This window comes from Stenotrophomonas maltophilia group sp. SKK55 (assembly GCF_057179845.1).
In genome coordinates this window covers 348,597-363,785 of record NZ_JBXUHP010000011.1, presented here as the reverse complement: position 1 = coordinate 363,785, position 15,189 = coordinate 348,597, and the positions used below count along the sequence as shown (strand labels likewise).

The window sequence follows — 15,189 nt, the reverse complement described above, 5'->3', positions numbered from 1 at the left end:
CGATGATGATCGAGGACGACACCGGCTTCGTGCTGCACGCACGGGCCTACCGCGAGACCAGCCTGCTGGTCGAAGTGTTGAGCGCGCAGCATGGCCGTATCGGCCTGCTTGCGCGTGGCGTGTCCACTGCCAAGGGCCAGGTGCTGCGCGCCGCCCTGCAGCCGTTGCAGTGGATCCGCTTCAGTGCCCAGCAGCGGGGGGAACTGGCCCAGCTGCGTGGCGCCGAGGCGCTGGATGCCGCGCCACGCCTGGTCGGGCAGGCGATGCTCGCCGGTTTCTACCTGAGCGAGCTGACCCTGCGCCTGGCCCCGCGCCAGGACCCGCTGCCGGAGCTGTACCTCGCCTACGGCGAGGCGCGTGCGCGGCTGGCGGTGGGCGCTGGCCTGGCCTGGACCCTGCGCCGTTTCGAACGCGAGCTGCTGTCTGCACTGGGCCTGGGTTTCGAGCTGGACAGCGCCAGCGATGGCCAGCCGATCGACCCGGCGGCACGCTACGAACTGGACCCGCAGGAGGGTGCGCAGCGCCTGCTGAGCGAGCGCGGCGGGGAGCGCCGGGCAGCCGCCACCGGGTCGGCGCTGTTGGCGCTGGCGGCTGACGAAGAGCCGGATGCCGCCGATCTGGCCAGCCTGCGCCTGCCGATGCGGCGGGTGCTGGCCCATCACCTGGGGCCACGCGGCCTGAAGTCCTGGGAAATGCTCGAGCAGCTCGCGCCCCGCAGGTAGGGGGTGTTCGGCAGGGCTTGCAGCCCTGCACCTGCAGAGTCAACGTCAACGGCAGAAGCTGGCTATCCGTGGGGAGGCGGGGTGGGTCCGGTTGAGGGGGGCGCTGTAAGTACCCCGCCGGGGCCCGGCCCAGCCGCTGGCGGCTGTGCGTTCGGGCGCTTGCGAAGCAGTGCTTCGCAAGCAAAGCCCCCTCACCCATGTAAGCTCGGTCGCCGCATCCATGCGGCTCACGCCCCCTCAACCGGACCCACCCCGCCTTCGACAGATTCTTGCGAGCTGTCGGAATGGCATGGGGTCGGATCCGTTTTCCACAGGAAAACGGATCCGACCCCAGATTGATTTCGATATCTGACAGAGATTCATCCACGCATGGCGTGGATCTACCCGATCGCGGAAAACTGTCAGAGGTGGGGCGGTATCGGAGGGCGGGGTGTCAGCCGCATGGATGCGGCTGCCAAGCCTACAGGGACGTACTTGCGGCGTCCCCGCACTCCGACACCGCCCCGCCAGCCCACGGAATGCCAGCTTTTGCTGTTGCCTTGGCTTGAAGCCTCTGCGGGTGCAGGGCGCAGCCCTGCCGAGCAACCCTCAATGCAGCAGGGCCGCCACCGCGTCGCGGAACCCCGCCTGGGCCTGCCCGGACTCGGGCGCGTGATGCAGTTGCCGCACCGCGCGCCCCAGCCGTGCCGCGCCGACGAAGCCACAACTGGCCTGCAACCGGTGCAGCTGGCTGCGCAACTGGCGCTCGTCGTGCTGGTCGACCGCCTGCTCGACCGCGTCGCGCACGCCCGGCAACTCGGCCAGGAACAGTTCGCGCAGTGCGATCAGGTGGTTGCGCTGGCCATTGAGCGCTGCCAGGGCTGCGGTCTCGTCCCAGTCCTGTACGGCCAGTTCGACCGCGGCCGGGGCCTGTGCCACGAAGATCCCCGCCGGGCTGTTGACCAGCGCTCGGCGCACGGCCTTCAGCAGCTGGTCGCGGCCCAGTGGCTTGACCAGGGTGTCGCTGAAACCAGCTTCGCGCAGGCGGGCGTGAATGGAGGCATCGCCGTCGGCGGTATGTGCCAGTGCCGGCGTGTCGGGATGTGAACGGCGCAACTCACGCAACAGCTGCGCGCCATTGCCGTCCGGCAGGTTGACGTCGATCAGCCACAGGTCATGCGAGCCGGGCTCGGCACTGGCCAGGGCACTGGCCAGCGAATCTGCGGTATCCACATCCGCCGGTAACGTTTCCAACGCCGCCTTGAAAAAACCGCGGCTGATGATGTCGTCCTCGACAAGCAGGAAGCGGGGCCGTGCGGCCCGCGGGGTCATCTGCATCAGGGCTGCCTCCATGTCAGCTGTCCCAATCATCAAGCACGGCGGCCACGGGCGCAAGCGGGTCCGGGCCCCATCGGTCAGGATCTGCGACAATACGCCCCCATTTTTGCCCGCAGCCTGTTGCCACGTGGCCCGATCCCGCTCCCGCACCGACCGTACCCCGTTCCAGACCGAGATCCTCGACCTCAGCCATGATGGTCGCGGTGTCGCCCGCCGTGAAGGCGAGGGCGGCAAGGTTACCTTCGTCAGCGGCGCCCTGCCCGGTGAGGTGGTGATGGCCGAACAGACAGCCCGCAGCCGCCATTTCGACGAGGCGCGCACGCTGGAGGTGCTGCAGGCCTCGCCGCAGCGGGTGACCCCCAAGTGCCCCCATTTCGGCACCTGTGCCGGCTGCGTACTGCAGCACCTGGACGAGGCCCAGCAGATCGTCGCCAAGCAGCGCGTGCTGATGGACAACCTGGAGCGGATCGGCCATGTGAAGCCGGGCACCGTGCTGCCGCCGCTGGTCGGCGAGAGCTGGGGTTACCGCCGCAAGGGCCGCTTCTCGGTGCGCCGGGTCGAGAAGAAGGACAAGACCCTGGTCGGCTTCCGTGAACAGGATCCGCGTTTCGTCGCCGACCTCAGCCAATGCCTGACGGTGATTCCGGAAATCGGCACCAAGGTCGAGGCGCTGTCCACCTTCATTGAAACGCTCGATGGCAAGCGCGACATCCCGCAGATCGAGTTCATCGCCGGTGACCAGGCGGTGGTGCTGACCGTGCGCCACCTGCAACCGCTCAGCGATGCGGACCGCGCGGCCTGGGCTGCCTTCGGCCAGCAGCATGGGTTCGTGATCTACCTGCAGTCCGGCGGCGTGGACACCGTGCAGCCGCTGGACGGGCAGGGCGTGGCGCTGTCGTTCCGGCTGGCGCCGTGGGATGTCGAGCTGGCGTTCCGCCCGTTGGATTTCATCCAGGTCAACGCCAAGCTCAACGAGAAGATGATCGCCCACGCCCTGGACCTGCTGCAGCCGGGTAAGGACGAGCGCGTGCTGGACCTGTTCTGCGGCCTGGGCAACTTCACCCTGCCGCTGGCCCGCCGTGTGCGTGAAGTGGTGGGTGTGGAAGGCGATGCCGGCCTCGTCGCGCGTGCACGTGAGAACGCGGAGCGCAACGGCCTGGCCAACGCGCAGTTCTTCAGCGCCGACCTGACCCAGGACCAGCGCAGCACGGCGTGGATGCGCCAGGGCTTCGACAAGCTGCTGCTGGATCCGCCGCGCTCGGGCGCGATCGAAGTGCTGCAGCAGCTGCCGCTGAAGCAGTTCAAGCGCATCGTCTACGTCAGCTGCCACCCGGGCTCGCTGGCGCGCGATGCCGGCTATCTGGTCAACGAACAGGGCTTTACCCTGGTCAGCGCCGGTGCCATGGACATGTTCCCGCACACCGCGCACGTGGAAAGCATCGCGGTATTCGAAAAGCGCTGAGCAGCTGTCATCACCCGTGGCGCATAATTGCGCCATGGGCATCGAAATCGAACGCAAATTCCTGGTCAGCAGCGATGGCTGGCGCACCGCCGCGCATCGGGTGATCCCGATGGCGCAGGGCTACATCAACGACATGGGCGCGCTCGACCGCGGCACCCAGAACGCCTCGGTGCGCGTGCGCATCGAAGGCGACCACGCCGCGCTGAACCTGAAGTCGCGCACCCTCGGCCACACCCGGCAGGAGTTCGACTACCCGATCCCCGTGGAGGACGCGCGCGCACTGCTGGCGTTGTGTGTCGGCGGCCTGATCGACAAGCGCCGCCATCTGGTCGAACACGCCGGCCTGACCTGGGAAGTGGACGAGTTCCTCGGTGACAACGCCGGCCTGGTGGTGGCCGAAGTCGAGCTGGAAAGCGCGGACCAAGCCATCGACCTGCCGGACTGGGTCGGCGCCGAAGTGACCGATGACGCCCGCTACTACAACGTTGCCCTGGCCAGCCGCCCGTATTCAGAGTGGTGAACCCCCAAAAAGGGGACGGAGGGGATTAAGTCGTCTTTACCCCGCCTGTGCGGAAAGCGACTTAATCCCCTCCGTCCCCTTTTATCGAGGAAGGCGGTCCCCATGTCGTGGGGATGAGAATCGACATCTACTCCGACGTGGTCTGCCCCTGGTGCTGGATTGGCAAGCATCGTTTCCAGCAGGGCGTGCAGTTGCTGGGCGCCAATGCGCCTGACCTCGATATCCACTGGCAGCCGTTCCAGCTGGACCCGGATGCGGACGACACCCCGGTGCCGCTGCGCGAGGCCTATGCGCGCAAGTTCGGGGGCGTGGAGCGCACCGAGCAGATCCTCGGCCAGACCCAGACCACCGCGCGCGCGGAGGGGCTGCCGATGGATTTCAACCAGGGCCAGGTGCGGGTGACCACACTGCCGGCGCATCGGGTGTTGTGGCTGGCCGGCCAGCATGGCGTGCAGGATGCGGTGGGTGAAACGCTGTTCCGCGCCCACTTCGAGCATGGCCAGAACCTGGCCGATACCGCAGTGCTGGTGAAGGCCGGCGTGGCGGGCGGCCTGGACGGTGGTGAAATCGCGCAGATGCTGGCCTCCGACCGGGGGCTGGCCGAGGTCGAAGCCAAGCTGGCGCAGGCCCATGCACTGGGCATTTCTTCGGTGCCGACCTTCGTCATCGATGGGAAGTGGGCGATTTCCGGGGCCCAGCCGCCAGAAGCGTTCGCCCAGGCCCTGCAGCAGATCGCGGCCGAACAGGGCGCCCCGGCCACCCCGGCTGACGGCGACGAGGCCTGCGGCCCGGACAGCTGCAAGGTCTGACCGGCTCCTTTTTCTGACCACTGCGCCTGTCGGCCGGTTCTGCGACAATGCGGCACTGCGCCATGCGGGCGCGCGTTGTGGAGATCGACCATGCTGCTGATCGGCGTTGCCGGCACCGAACTGACCGCCCAGGAACGTGACTGGCTGCAGCACGACGCCGTGGCCGGAGTGGTGCTGTTCAAGCGCAACTTCGCCTCGCGCCAGCAGGTGACCGATCTGAGCGCGGCCATCCGTGCCGCTGCCCCGCGCCCGCAGCTGATCTGCGTGGACCAGGAGGGCGGCCGCGTACAGCGCTTCCGCGAGGGCTACAGCGATCTTCCGCCGCTGCAGGACATTGGTGCCCTGTACGCCACCGACCCGCAGCAGGCCCTGGCGCTGGCCGAGCAGCACGCCTGGCTGATGGCCAGTGAAGTCCGCGCCAGCGGCCTGGATCTCAGCTTCGCCCCGGTGGTCGACCTTGGCCGCGGCAACCGCGCCATCGGCAACCGCGCCTTCAGTGAAGACCCGCAGGTCGTGGCCGCGTTCACCGCAGCCTATGTGCGCGGCATGCACGCGGTCGGCATGGCCGCCACGCTCAAGCATTTCCCTGGCCACGGCACCGTGCTGGAAGACACCCACGTGGATACCGCGATCGATCCACGCGCGCTGGACGAACTGCGCGCGCAGGACCTGGTGCCGTTCCAGGCCGGCATCGCCGCCGGTGCCGATGCGGTGATGATGGCGCACGTGATCTATCCGCAGGTGGCACCGGAGCCCGCCGGCTATTCCCCACGCTGGATCCAGGACATCCTGCGCGGCGAACTCGGCTTCCGCGGCGTGGTGTTCTCCGATGACATCGGCATGGCCGCCTCGCACAGCGCCGGCGGCGTGCCGGCACGCGTGCACGCGCACCTGGACGCCGGCTGCGACGTGGTGCTGGTCTGCCATCCGGAACTGGTCGATGAAGCCCTGCATGCGGTGCAGGGACGCTCCCTCAATACTGCTGCGCTGCTGGGCCTGCTCGGCCGCGGCGCGCTCGGCTGGGACGGCCTGCTGGCCGATGCCCGCCATGGCGACACCCAATCCCGTCTGCTTGAAACCCTTGGAAGAACCGTCTGATGCCCAACCTCACCATTTCCCAGGCCCTGGCCCAGGCTGACCTGCTGGTCGACCGCCCCACCATCGACAAGGCCATCGCTGCTATCGCCGACGCCATCGCGCGCGATTACAAGGGCGAGGTGCCGTTGTTCCTGTCGATCATGCATGGTGCGCTGCCGTTCGCCGGCCAGCTGGCGCTGGAACTGGGCGCGCGCGGCCAGGACGTGCAGTTCGATTACCTGCACGCCACCCGCTACCGCGGCGAAACCACCGGCGGTGACCTGGTCTGGAAGCACAAGCCGGCCACCTCGCTGTTCGGCCGCCGCGTGCTGCTGGTCGACGACATCCTCGACGAGGGCTACACCCTGCAGGGCGTTCGCACCTGGTGCCTGGAGCAGGGCGCGACCGATGTGCGCATCGCTGCGATGACCGTGAAGAAGCACGACCGTGCGCTGCCTGACGTGACCGCCGATTACGCGGGCATCGAGCTGCCGGACCGCTACGTGTTCGGCTTCGGCATGGACGTCAACGAAACCCTGCGCTGCGTGCCGGCCATCTACGCAATGAAGGAATAACGGCGCGGCCGCCCGCGGCGCGTCTTTTCCATCGCCGGCATCCTCGGGTGCCGGCGTTCGTCTTTTCATGGAGTGCTTCGAATGCAACAGATCGCCCTGGCCGTGATCGGCGGTACCGGTGTCTACAACCTGGCCAAGCTTGACGACGTGCAGACCCACGAGGTCGACACCCGCTTCGGCCGCCCATCGGGCCCGGTGCGCGTGGGCACGCTGCTCGGCCATCGCGTGGCGTTCCTGGCGCGGCATGGCGAGGGGCATTCGCTGCCGCCGCACAAGATCAACTACCGCGCCAACCTGGCTGTGCTGCAGCAGCTGGGCGCGCAGCGGGTGCTGGCATTGAACACGGTGGGTGGCATCACCGAGAACTTCGGTCCGCGCGTGCTCGCCTGCCCGGACCAGATCATCGACTACACCTGGGGCCGCATCAGCACGATCTGTGAAGAAGAAGGCTCCGACGTGGTCCACGTCGATTTCGGCCATCCGTACACGCCGATGCTGCGCAACAAGATCCTGGCGGCAGCCAAAGTGACCGGTGTCACGGTCCATGACGGTGGCTGCTATGGCGCAACGCAGGGCCCGCGCCTGGAAACGATCGCCGAAATCGCCCGCATGCGCCGCGACGGTTGCGATCTGGTGGGCATGACCGGCATGCCGGAAGCCGCACTGGCGCGGGAGCTGGGGCTGGATTATGCCTGCCTGGCGATCATCGCCAACTGGGCCGCCGGCTGCGGTGATGGCGAGGAGATTACGATGGCCGAAGTGCTGGCCAATGTGCAGGCGGCCAGCAACGGACTTCCGGAACTGGTGGGCGAATTGGCGCGGGGGTGATTGTCTTCCCCGAGCAAGCTTTGCATACTCAGCTTGTGCGCGGGTTCAGCGTACACCACCCATTCATTGCATAAGGTCTCGCATCACCATGCCGAACGGTACCGTCAAGTGGTTCAACGACGCCAAGGGATTTGGCTTCATCTCGCCGGAGGATGGCAGCGCCGACGTGTTCGCGCACTTCTCCGCCATCAACTCCAAGGGCTTCCGCAGCCTGCAGGAAGGCCAGCGTGTCACCTATGACGTGACCCAGGGCCCGAAGGGCGCCCAGGCTTCGAACATCACGCCGGCCGAGTGATCCACTCGACAGTGCGTTGAAAACCCCGCTCCGGCGGGGTTTTTTTTTGCGCTGCGACAAGAATTGCGCTGCCGTGGGCGGAGGCCCCGCTGGGCATCCGGATTTGCGCTCGGGCACAATGCGCCCATGAAGGAACGACTGCGCATCGCCGTGATCGGCTACGGCACCGCTGGACAGGCATTGTCCATCCTGCTCTCCCGTGATGGCCACGAGGTGGAGATCTTCGAACGTGTGCCCACGCCGGGACCGGTTGGCGCCGGTTTCCTGCTGCAGCCCAGCGGCCTGCAGGTGCTGTGGCAGATGGGCCTGCTTGACGCCGTGCGCGCGCATGCCGCGCCGGTGCATCGCCTGTACGGCGATACGCCGTGCGAACGCGCAGTGATGGACATGCGCTACGCCGGCCTGGACGCGCGCCTGCACGGCCTTGGCATGCAGCGCGGCGCCCTGTTCTCGTTGCTGGATGATGCGCGTGCAGGTGCGGGCCAGCTGCATGCCGGCGTCAGCATCGCCGCAGTGGATGCCGAGCACGGCCGCCTGCGTGACAGCGAAGGGCGCCTGCACGGTGCGTTCGACCTGGTGGTGGCCGCCGATGGTGCGGCCTCGACGCTGCGCGGCACGATCAAAGACGGTAACGGACTGGATCGCGTGTATCCGTGGGGTGCGCTGTGGTGCCTGTTGCCGGCCGAAGACTGGCCACACCTGCAGGAGCTGCGGCAGCGCTACGTGGCCGCGCGCAAGATGATCGGGCTGTTGCCGGTCGGTACGCGGCCCGGTGATGACACGCCGCGCCTGAGCTTTTTCTGGAGCCTGCCACGCGCCGATTTCGAACGTTGGCAGGCCGACGGCATGACGCCCTGGCTGGACGAACTGCATGCGCTGTGGCCGCAGGCCAGTGCACGCTTCGCGCATCTGCGTGATGCCGGCCAGCTGGCACGGGCCGTCTACCGCGACGCGGTGATGACGCGCTGGCATCACGGCCGCATGGTGCTGGCCGGCGATGCCGCGCATGCGATGAGCCCACAGCTGGGCCAGGGCGTGAACATGGCGCTGCTCGATGCGCTGGCGCTGCGCGATGCCTTGCGCGCGCATGGTGGCGGTGCCGCGGCATTGCAGGCCTACCAGGCGCAGCGCAGGGCACACGTTGCGGTCTACCAGCGCTGGAGCCGTTGGCTGACGCCGCTGTTCCAGTCCGATCGCGATGCCTGGGCCAAAGCGCGCGACGTGCTGCTCGGCCCGATGGGGCGCCTGCCGGGTGGACGTGGTCACATGCTGCGTGTGCTCAGCGGTACCCAGCATGGCTGGTTCGGTTCGCTCGCGCTGGATCCGGCCTTCGTCGACGCGCTGGCCACTGCGGCGCAGGTGCCTCGCATCAACGTGATCACAGCCACTGCGTGAAACGCGTCGTCACGTGAATTAACGGTTGCCTCACTGCGCATATGCGAGAAGTAGGTTGCACGCGATTGCGCGTCGCCCGTTTTCCTTTCCGTGATCAACATCGCGCGTGGCCCGGGAGGCGCTGCCGTCGCGGCCTGTTGCGGCCCGGATGTGCCGCCTGTTGTCGAAGAGGAGGATGCCATGTTGTTCGCGGTCGAGGAGCTGGAATCGGAAATCTGCAAGCTGCGCGGTCTGTTGCAGATGCTGCACGAGGACCAGCCCGACGTACTGGAGGACGTGTTCGAGTTCCATGTCGGCAGCCTGATCAGTCATGCGTCGCCGGAGCACCACACGCGCATCCGCACCTGCGCGCAGGAGATGCTGGCGGCGATCCAGGCATTGCCGCGGCGACGGGAAGAGGACACGCCTGAGTTCCAGCTGATGCCGCAGCTGGATATCCGTCCGGCCTGATTCAAGCCAGGGGCAGTGCCACCAGGCCGTTGTCCACGCAGGCGACCATCTGTTCGCCGGCAGCGGGAACAGGAACGCTTCCGGCGGTGAACGCGGAGAAGGCCGGCAGGAGCGTCATCCTGTCACGCAGCCAGAATGCGGGGAAGCGCCGCCGCAACGGAGGCAAAGCGATCTGTGGATGCAGATGCCCGGCGATCACATGCAGCTCCGCATCGGGCACCGGCTCATGCCGAAGCAGGAACGGTGGCAACCGTACTTCGTCGTGGATCTGCACCTGCAGCTCGGCATGCGGCAGCTGCCGGTCATGATTTCCGCGCAGGACATGCACGTCCAGTGCGGCATTGCGTTCGCGCCATCCCAGCCATTGCTGGTACCACGCAGCACGATGCGCCGGGCCATGCAGGATGTCGCCCAGGATCCACACCTCGCGGCAGGCACGCGCGTCCAGCAGCCCCTGCAGGCGTTGCAGGTCCTTGCCGGTACCGCCGCCGGGCAGCGCGATGCCTGCGCGGCGGAAGACATCGGCCTTGCCCAGGTGCAGATCGGCGAGCAGCAGTGCCTGCCGCGCGGGCCAGTACAGTGCACGCGCGCCAAGCAGCACCAGCGGCTCGCCTGCGCGCAGCAGCGGCAGTTCATCGGCCATGCCGACGCTCCAGCTGCTGGGCCACGCGTTGCACCCGGGTACGCCAGTCTTCGTTGCTGAACTGCCCGCGCAGGCGTTCGGCCCACAGCGGGAAACCCAACGGCGTCAGTGACGCCGGGCGCTGCACCGAGAGGGTCTGCATCCGAATCCTGGCCAGTACCTGTTGCAGCCCCGGCATGTCGAGGCTGTCATTCAGCACTTCCTGTTCCGCCAGCGCCAGCAGCAGGTGATCCGGGTCGTGCTCGCGCAGTACGTCGTAGAGCAGTCCCGCGGACGCCTGCAGCTGGCGCAGTGCCCGTGGCATGCCACCGGGCAGGCTGGGGACCAGCAGGCCGGCGACGCGTGCGATGCCGCGGAACTGGCGACGCGCCAGCTCGCCCAGGTTCACCGCAGCACGCAGGTCATCCAGCAGCTGATCGGAGGCGAACAGCGCCCGCCATTGCGCCGCGTCCAGATCGATAGCCTGTGCCGGTGCCAGCACCAGGCCGTGATCGTTCACCGCATAGCCGATGCTGTTGCGCTGCCGGCGGGTACAGCGCAGCGCCAGCAGGGCGGCCAGCGCCTCATGCACGTGACGGCCGGCAAAGGGATAGACGAACAGGAACTGGCCTTCGCGACGCCGCACCTCTTCCACCAGCAGGTGGCCCGGGCCGGGAAGCGCCGACAACTGTTGCTGCAGTGCCAGCAAGGGCGACAGCCAGCGTGATTCGGCGCTGTCGTCAGCACCGGACAGTACCCACTCCAGCTCGCGTCCGAGTGGCATCGACAGCGGCAACTGGCCTCCCTGCCAGCGTGGCACGACACCGTCTCCGCGCCCTCGTGCCAACCGCACGAAGGCGGTCATGTCGCGCAGCTGCACAAGCTCCAGCAGGCGCCCGGCGAACTGGAAGCGGTCGCCACGGCGCAGGCGGCTGGCGAACTGCTCCTCCACGGCGCCCAGGCTGCCGCCGCGCAGGAACTGCACGCGCACGCTGCCATCGCTGCTGATGGTGCCGATCGACAGCCGATGACGCAGCGCCTGGCGGCGGTCGTGCATGCGGTACCACCCATCGGCATCTCGCACGACCTTGTGGAAATCGGGGTACTGGGCCAACGCCTGCCCGCCCTGCACGATGAACGTGAGCACGGCCTGCCACTGGTCGTCGCCGAGCGACGCGAAGGCACGGGTACGCCGGACCTGTGCCAGCAGCGCAGTGCTGTCGAAGCCGCCCGCCAGTGCGCGGCTGACCGCGTGCTGGGCCAGCACATCCAGCGACAGCGTCGGCGGCCTGCGCGCTTCGACCACACCTTCAGCCAAGGCACGGCGCACCGCAGCGTACTCGGCCAGTTCCAGCGCATGGCTGGGCACGCACAGGATGGCGCCGCTGGCACCCGGGCGGTGGCGTGCGCGTCCGGCGCGCTGGCGCAGGCGCGCCACGCCCTTCGGGCTGCCCAGCTGCAGGACCTGCTCAACCTCGGGGAAGTCGACACCCAGGTCGAGGCTGGAGGTGGCAACCACGCAGCGCAGCGCGCCCGCGCGCAGGCCATCCTCCACCTGCTGGCGCAGCGCCGGATCCAGCGAGCCGTGGTGCAGCGCAAGCGTGTCCGGTTCTTCCGGCCAGACCGCCGCCAGCGCCTGATGCCACAGTTCCGCCTGTGCACGGGTGTTGGTGAACAGCAGGCTGCTGCGTGCCTGCATCAGTGCCTCCAGCACGCGTGGCAGCTGTGCCAGGCCCAGATGCCCCGCCCATGGGAAGCGCTCGCCGGGGTCTGGCAACAGGCTGCGCACGCTCAGTGGGCGCGGTCGTACGCCCTGCACGATAGGTGCTTCCGGTCGCCCGGGCAGCAGCACGTCGCGCGCCTCCTGCAGATTGCCCAGGGTGGCTGACAGTCCCCACAGCTGCAATGCCGGCGTGGTATCGCGCAACACCGCCAGGTTCAACTGCAGCAGGACGCCGCGCTTGTTTCCCAGCAGTTCGTGCCATTCGTCCACCACCACGCAGCGCAGCCGCTGCATGCGCGGCAGCGTATCTGGATAGCTCAGCAGCAGCGCCAGTGATTCCGGCGTCGTCACCAGTACGTCGATGCGGCCTTCGCGCGCCTGGCGCCGCTCGCGGTTGCTGGCGTCACCACTGCGCAGGCCGACACGCCAACCCAGCCCCAGCCCATCGACCACGGTCTGCAGCGCGCGCGCGGTGTCGCTGGCCAAGGCGCGCAAGGGGGTCACCCACAGCACCTGCAGCGGGCGTACCGCGCTGGCGCGGCGGGGGGAGGGCGGCGGGTCGATCATGGCCTGCAGCAGCGGCCCTCCGAACATCGCCAGTGTCTTGCCGCTGCCTGTGGGTGTGTGCAGCAGTCCGGATTCGCCGGCGAGATAGTGACGCCACATCGCGCGCTGGAACGGCAGTGAGCGCCAGCCTCTGGACGCGAACCAGTCTTCCAGCCGGCGCAGTGCCTGGCTGCGGTTCATCGTGCCAATGCCTGCAGCGTGGCCAACTGATCGGCTTCGCTGGCGGGCTTGTCGTGGCGCCAGCGCAGGATGCGCGGAAAGCGCACAGCGATGCCCGACTTGTGCCGGCTGCTGCGGTTGACCGCCTCGAAGCCCAGCTCGAAGACGTGTTCGGCGCGAACGCTGCGCACCGGGCCGAAGCGCTCGCGGGTGTTGGCGCGGATCCAGCGATCGAGCGCGAGGATTTCCTTGTCATCCAGGCCCGAATAGGCCTTGGCCACCGGCACCAGCGTGTCGCCGTCCCAGACGCCGAAGGTGTAGTCGGTGTACAGCGTGCTGCGCCGCCCATGGCCGGCCTGCGCGTACAGGAGCACCGCATCGATGGTGAGCGGATCGACCTTCCATTTCCACCAGTCACCACGGCGGCGTCCGGCCTGGTAGGGCGAGGCATGCCGCTTCAGCATCAGTCCTTCCACGCCGCGTTCGCGTGCCACGTCGCGCATTGCCGCCGCCTGAAGCCAGTCGTCGGCGTCAACGCCGGGTGAGAGCTGGATCCGTGCATCGTTCAGTGCACCGACGACCTCGGCGAGCCGCGCGCGCCGCTGCTGCAGCGGACGTTCGCGCAGGTCCACGCCATCGAGTTCAAGCAGGTCATAGGCGAGCACCCGCACCGGCGTGTTGCGCAGGGTGGCCGCACCGGGTTTTCGGCGCTGGATGCGCGTCTGCAGCGCGGTGAAGGCACGCGGCAGGTCCGCGGCTTCGTCCCAGGCCAGCAGCTCGCCGTCCAGCACGCAGCCATCGGGAAGCGCCATCGCCGCCTGTTCGATCTCGGGGAAGCGGCCATCCAGCCGCTCTTCGCCGCGTGACCACAAGGCGACCTCGCCGCGCCAGCGCAGCAGCTGCAGGCGGATGCCATCCCACTTCCATTCCAGCAGCCAGTCATCGATCGCGCCGAGTCGTTCGGCAGGGTTGCCCTCCAGTGGCGAGGCGAGGAAGAACGGGTAGGGCTGCTGCCGGTCCAGCGGCAGCTCATCCGGCGACAGCAGCTGGGCCAGCAGCCCGGGCGAGGGCACCCACTCGCCCAGCATGCGCTGGGCGATGCGTGCGATGTCCAGGCCGGACCACTCGGCCAGCGCCTGCTGCACCAGTCGTTGCGAGACGCCAACGCGCAGGGCGCCGGTCAGCAGCTTGTTGAACACCAGGCGTTCGCTGCTGCACAGCTGCTGCCAGCCGGCCACGACTGCCGCACGGCGCATCGCCTCGGGTTGGTTGGCCACCGCCAGCAGGTGCTGTTCGATCCATTCGGCCAGGGGCCGGTCAGGCGAGGGGTTCGGTGGGTCGTCCAGCAGCAGGGTCAGCGTTTCGGCCAGGTCACCCACCTGCGCATAGCTGTCCTCCACCAGCCACGGTGGCAACCCTGATTCCTCGGCAATCCAGGCGCGCAGTTCGCCACTGGCGGCGATCTTCCTGCGCGCGCCGCCCACCTTGCCACCACTGAGCAGGTACAGCGCCCACGCCGCATCGTGCGCGCCTGCCTGGCCGAAGTAATCGACCAGTGCCGCTCGCTTGTCCAGCGTGGCAGTGCTGCGGTCCAGGCGTTGGTAGAGCGCTGCGAAGGCCTTCATTCCTCGCTCCCGAAATCGGTACGGAAGGCTTCGGCAGCCACGCCGCGTTCGCGCAGGAACGGAATCAACGCATCGGTATTGCCATGGGTGGCGATCACACGCTGCGCGCCGGTCTGTTCGATCGTCTGCAGCAGTGCGGGCCAATCGGCGTGGTCGGAAATGACGAAGCCACGATCAACGTTGCGGCGGCGGCGGTTGCCGCGCAGTTGCATCCAGCCCGAGGCGAAGCCCAGCTGGTGACGGCCGAAGCGGCGCATCCAGGGCGTGCCCGCAGCTGAGGGCGGGGCGAGGATCAACTGGCCGGCGGCATCGGGCTGGCGGCCCTGTTCGGCTACGGTGAGCGTCTCCAGCATCGGTACGCCGGCCTGCCGGTACACCGCCACGCCATTGGCGATGGCGCCATGCAGCCAGGCCGGCCGATCGTCCAGTGGCCGCAGCTCTGCCAGCACCCGCTGTGCCTTGCCCAGCGCATAGCACAGCAGGATCGCAGCCTCGCCGCGTTGTTCGCATTCGCGGCGCCACGCCACGATCTCAGCAGCGACGGCCGGCGTGTCTGGCCAGCGGTAGATCGGCAGGGCGAAGGTGGCTTCGGTGATGAAGGTATCGCAGGGCACTACTTCCAACGGCGCACAGGTTGGGTCAGGCTGCCGCTTGTAGTCGCCGGAGGCGACCCAGACCTGCCGCCCGTCGTCGATGCGCACCTGCGAAGATCCCAGGACGTGACCGGCTGGATGCAGCGATACCTGTACCCGGCCCAGGCGGAACGGCACGCCCTCGACGTGCGCCTGCACCGGCACATCGCCCAGGCGCCAGCGCAGGATCGGCAGGCTGCCTTCGCTGCAGTGGTACTCGCCCATGCCCGGGCGGGCGTGATCCCCGTGGCCATGGGTGATGACCGCGCGCGCTACCGGTCGCCAGGGATCAATGTGGAAATCGCCGGCGGCGCAGTACAGCCCTTCCGGGCGCAACACCACCAGATCGTCGTTGGCTGCCATGCGGTTACTGTGGCCTGCCGCTCGTGCACAGGGCGAGAACCGGCCTGA

At 68.2% G+C, this 15,189-nt stretch carries 15 protein-coding genes; 10 read left to right on the top strand and 5 right to left on the bottom strand.

Annotated features, from left to right (window positions below):
• Positions 1-2 precede the first annotated feature (2 nt).
• Positions 3-722, top strand: a complete 720-nt coding sequence (recO, locus tag AC2A1N_RS06640) for a DNA repair protein RecO (RefSeq protein ID WP_049447075.1) — start codon at positions 3-5, stop codon at positions 720-722.
• A 588-nt stretch (positions 723-1,310) separates the two neighbouring features.
• On the opposite strand, the gene AC2A1N_RS06635 is transcribed toward recO, so the two are convergent.
• On the bottom strand, positions 1,311-2,039 hold the full coding sequence (locus AC2A1N_RS06635) for a response regulator (RefSeq protein ID WP_005418228.1): 729 nt from the start codon (positions 2,037-2,039) through the stop codon (positions 1,311-1,313).
• Between the two features lie 127 nt (positions 2,040-2,166).
• On the opposite strand from AC2A1N_RS06635, the gene rlmD reads away from it, so the two are divergent.
• From rlmD to AC2A1N_RS06590, 9 genes are all read left to right on the top strand, one after another.
• Positions 2,167-3,501, top strand: a complete 1,335-nt coding sequence (gene rlmD / locus AC2A1N_RS06630; RefSeq protein ID WP_061479810.1) for a 23S rRNA (uracil(1939)-C(5))-methyltransferase RlmD — start codon at positions 2,167-2,169, stop codon at positions 3,499-3,501.
• A 34-nt stretch (positions 3,502-3,535) separates the two neighbouring features.
• Positions 3,536-4,021, top strand: coding sequence for a CYTH domain-containing protein (locus AC2A1N_RS06625; protein WP_031270571.1), 486 nt, complete (start codon positions 3,536-3,538; stop codon positions 4,019-4,021).
• A gap of 113 nt (positions 4,022-4,134) precedes the next feature.
• Complete coding sequence (locus AC2A1N_RS06620) at positions 4,135-4,830, top strand: DsbA family oxidoreductase (protein ID WP_061479809.1); 696 nt, start codon at positions 4,135-4,137, stop codon at positions 4,828-4,830.
• Positions 4,831-4,920: 90 nt separating this feature from the next.
• Positions 4,921-5,928 carry a beta-N-acetylhexosaminidase gene (gene nagZ, locus AC2A1N_RS06615; protein ID WP_061479808.1) on the top strand — a complete coding sequence of 336 codons (1,008 nt, stop codon included), beginning with the start codon at positions 4,921-4,923 and terminating at the stop codon, positions 5,926-5,928.
• Positions 5,928-6,482, top strand: a complete 555-nt coding sequence (locus AC2A1N_RS06610) for a hypoxanthine-guanine phosphoribosyltransferase (protein WP_005418223.1) — start codon at positions 5,928-5,930, stop codon at positions 6,480-6,482. Before nagZ ends, AC2A1N_RS06610 begins: the two co-directional genes overlap by 1 nt.
• Positions 6,483-6,563: 81 nt before the next feature.
• Positions 6,564-7,310, top strand: coding sequence for an S-methyl-5'-thioinosine phosphorylase (locus AC2A1N_RS06605; protein ID WP_242894012.1), 747 nt, complete (start codon positions 6,564-6,566; stop codon positions 7,308-7,310).
• Between the two features lie 88 nt (positions 7,311-7,398).
• On the top strand, positions 7,399-7,605 hold the full coding sequence (locus tag AC2A1N_RS06600) for a cold-shock protein (protein ID WP_005410590.1): 207 nt from the start codon (positions 7,399-7,401) through the stop codon (positions 7,603-7,605).
• A 126-nt stretch (positions 7,606-7,731) separates the two neighbouring features.
• Positions 7,732-9,000, top strand: coding sequence for an FAD-dependent oxidoreductase (locus AC2A1N_RS06595; RefSeq protein WP_242894009.1), 1,269 nt, complete (start codon positions 7,732-7,734; stop codon positions 8,998-9,000).
• Positions 9,001-9,180: 180 nt separating this feature from the next.
• Entirely contained in the window at positions 9,181-9,450 is a 270-nt protein-coding gene (locus AC2A1N_RS06590; protein WP_053500349.1) for a hypothetical protein, read from the top strand.
• A gap of 1 nt (position 9,451) precedes the next feature.
• Here the strand turns inward: AC2A1N_RS06590 and pdeM are convergent, their stop codons facing one another.
• The 4 genes from pdeM to AC2A1N_RS06570 are packed head-to-tail and all read right to left on the bottom strand — an operon-like array spanning position 9,452 to position 15,141.
• Positions 9,452-10,093 carry a ligase-associated DNA damage response endonuclease PdeM gene (pdeM, locus tag AC2A1N_RS06585; RefSeq protein WP_242894006.1) on the bottom strand — a complete coding sequence of 214 codons (642 nt, stop codon included), beginning with the start codon at positions 10,091-10,093 and terminating at the stop codon, positions 9,452-9,454.
• The gene (locus tag AC2A1N_RS06580; RefSeq protein ID WP_242894004.1) at positions 10,083-12,542 is read right to left on the bottom strand and encodes a ligase-associated DNA damage response DEXH box helicase; all 2,460 of its coding nucleotides are present in this window, start codon (positions 12,540-12,542) and stop codon (positions 10,083-10,085) included. Before AC2A1N_RS06580 ends, pdeM begins: the two co-directional genes overlap by 11 nt.
• Positions 12,539-14,146 carry an ATP-dependent DNA ligase gene (locus AC2A1N_RS06575; RefSeq protein WP_242894002.1) on the bottom strand — a complete coding sequence of 536 codons (1,608 nt, stop codon included), beginning with the start codon at positions 14,144-14,146 and terminating at the stop codon, positions 12,539-12,541. Before AC2A1N_RS06575 ends, AC2A1N_RS06580 begins: the two co-directional genes overlap by 4 nt.
• Positions 14,143-15,141, bottom strand: coding sequence for a ligase-associated DNA damage response exonuclease (locus AC2A1N_RS06570; RefSeq protein ID WP_484371807.1), 999 nt, complete (start codon positions 15,139-15,141; stop codon positions 14,143-14,145). Before AC2A1N_RS06570 ends, AC2A1N_RS06575 begins: the two co-directional genes overlap by 4 nt.
• Positions 15,142-15,189 lie beyond the last annotated feature (48 nt).